2 protein-coding genes are annotated in these 2,109 nt (G+C 39.4%); both read left to right on the plus strand.

Annotated elements, in window-relative coordinates:
- Positions 1 to 91 precede the first annotated feature (91 nt).
- The gene (locus tag PLK24_RS11000; RefSeq protein ID WP_324479096.1) at positions 92 to 1,192 is read left to right on the plus strand and encodes an acyl-CoA dehydratase activase-related protein; all 1,101 of its coding nucleotides are present in this window, start codon (positions 92 to 94) and stop codon (positions 1,190 to 1,192) included.
- Positions 1,193 to 1,253: 61 nt separating this feature from the next.
- Positions 1,254 to 2,109 (plus strand): acyl-CoA dehydratase activase (locus PLK24_RS11005; protein WP_324479098.1); only part of this gene is annotated, 856 nt, incomplete at its 3' end.

Consider the following 2,109-nt stretch of genomic DNA (forward strand, 5'->3'; position numbering starts at 1 on the left):
CGCCTTGAGATTGATGAACATACTGGCGAGGCTGGTTTGATAACTCGTTTGGAAGCTTTTGTTGATATGATGAAATGGAGGACAGAAACATTTGAAAGCAACCTTTCCTCATCTTGCTCATCTGAATGTGGTTCTGGAGGTTCTTTATCCAGCACTGGGAATTGAAGTTATTCCTCCACCTCCAATTACTAAAAAAACTATTGAAATAGGAGTAAAACTCGCTCCTCAAAATGCCTGTTTTCCAATGAAAGTGACCTTGGGCAATTTCATTGAAGGCATAGAAAAGGGAGCTGATACCATTTTTATGGCTGGCGGAGTCGGTCCGTGCCGTTTTGGATATTATGGACAAATTCAAAGAATAATTATTGAAGATCTGGGCTATGATGTGAATTTTGTGCTTATTGATTCGCCTCGGTATGGTTGGAAGAACTTTTTTTCCTCCTTAAAAACAATGGTTGGAGGCAAATGGTCGATTTCACGTATTCATCGAGCGGTTCGATTAGCTTGGAACGTTCTTCGATATGTTGAGGATTTGGAAAAAACCAGCCGACTGGTTCGATGGAAATTAAAAGAACCTTCACAACTTGATGGATTGATGGAAAAAAGCTTAAAAGAGATTAAAAACATCACTTCCGTTGCTCAATTAGAAGAAATACGGAGCAATGCCTTGCATGAAATATCTCAACTTAATACTATAGAAAAAAATGAACCTATTAAGATAGGTATTGTGGGTGAAGTTTATATCGCACAAGAATTTAGGGTGAATTTTAACATTGAAAAGCTTTTAGGAAATATGGGTATCTTAGTGGACAATTCAGTTTCAACCGCTGAATATGTTCTTAATTTTTTTCCTTTAACCCGTTCAAGAGAGAAAGAAGAAGCTTGGAAATTAGCTAAACCTTTTCTTAAAAGATTTGTAGGTGGAGAAGGGATTGACACGGTTGGAAGTACTATCCGATATGCCCAACAAGGTTTTGATGGAGTTATTCATTTATATCCTTTTACTTGCATGCCTGAGGCGGTTGCGAAAAGTGTTGTTGCAGGGGTAGGAAGGGAATACAATATTCCTATACTTCATTTGGCTATTGATGAACATGCCGGAGAGGCTGGAATGATAACTCGAGTTGAAGCTTTTGTTGATGTTTTGGAAATGCGTCGCCAACAAAATGTTCGAGAAGCATCGTGCTCATAAATAGTAACAAAAATTGGCTTTTATGAATGGTTAAAAGTGGGATGGCTGGAGGTTAGATATAATGGATCTTTATCTCGGGGTTGATGTTGGTTCAGTGACAACAAAATTTGCCTTAGTTACAACCGATAAAGAAATTTACTCTAGTTGTTATTTAAAAACCAGCGGTGACCCGATTGCTGCTTTAAAAACCGGTCTTAAGTATATAAAATCCCACTATCCACCTGGAGGTGTAATACGGGGGGTGGGAACTACAGGTAGTGCACGCCATTTAGCAGGAGTAGTTGTTGGAGCTGATATGGTGAAAAATGAAATTACTGCTCATGCAGTTGCAGCCATAACTCTTCTGCCTGAAGTGAGAACGGTTTTTGAAATAGGTGGGCAGGATTCCAAACTGATCATTATTCGTGACCAGGTAGTGGAAGACTTTGCTATGAACACTATTTGTGCCGCAGGAACTGGTTCATTTTTGGAACATCAGGCAGTTCGTTTGGGCATCCCCATTGAAGAATTTGGTAAATTAGCTTTACAAGCTCAACAATCAGTACGAATTGCCGGACGTTGTACGGTATTTGCAGAATCGGATATGATCCATAAGCAGCAACTGGGTTTTGGTAAACCAGAAATCATCCGTGGTCTTTGTGAAGCATTAGTTCGAAATTTTATAAACAATTTGGCAACCGGAAAAACCATATTGGACCCTATCGTTTTTCAAGGTGGTGTTGCCGCCAATCAAGGGATCGTTCAAGCTTTCCACGATTTTTACCAAGGAAAGTATAAAATTATTGTTCCCCAAGAATATGGGATCATGGGCGCATGGGGCGCAGCTCTTTTAGTGTTAGGTACAAAACAAGAAAAAACTTCTTTCCAGGGTTTTGAAGTGATAAATCGTTCTTATGAAAATCGAAGCTTTACTTGCG

This window comes from Atribacter sp., assembly GCF_035418125.1.
In the GTDB taxonomy this organism is placed as follows: domain Bacteria; phylum Atribacterota; class Atribacteria; order Atribacterales; family Atribacteraceae; genus Atribacter; species Atribacter allofermentans.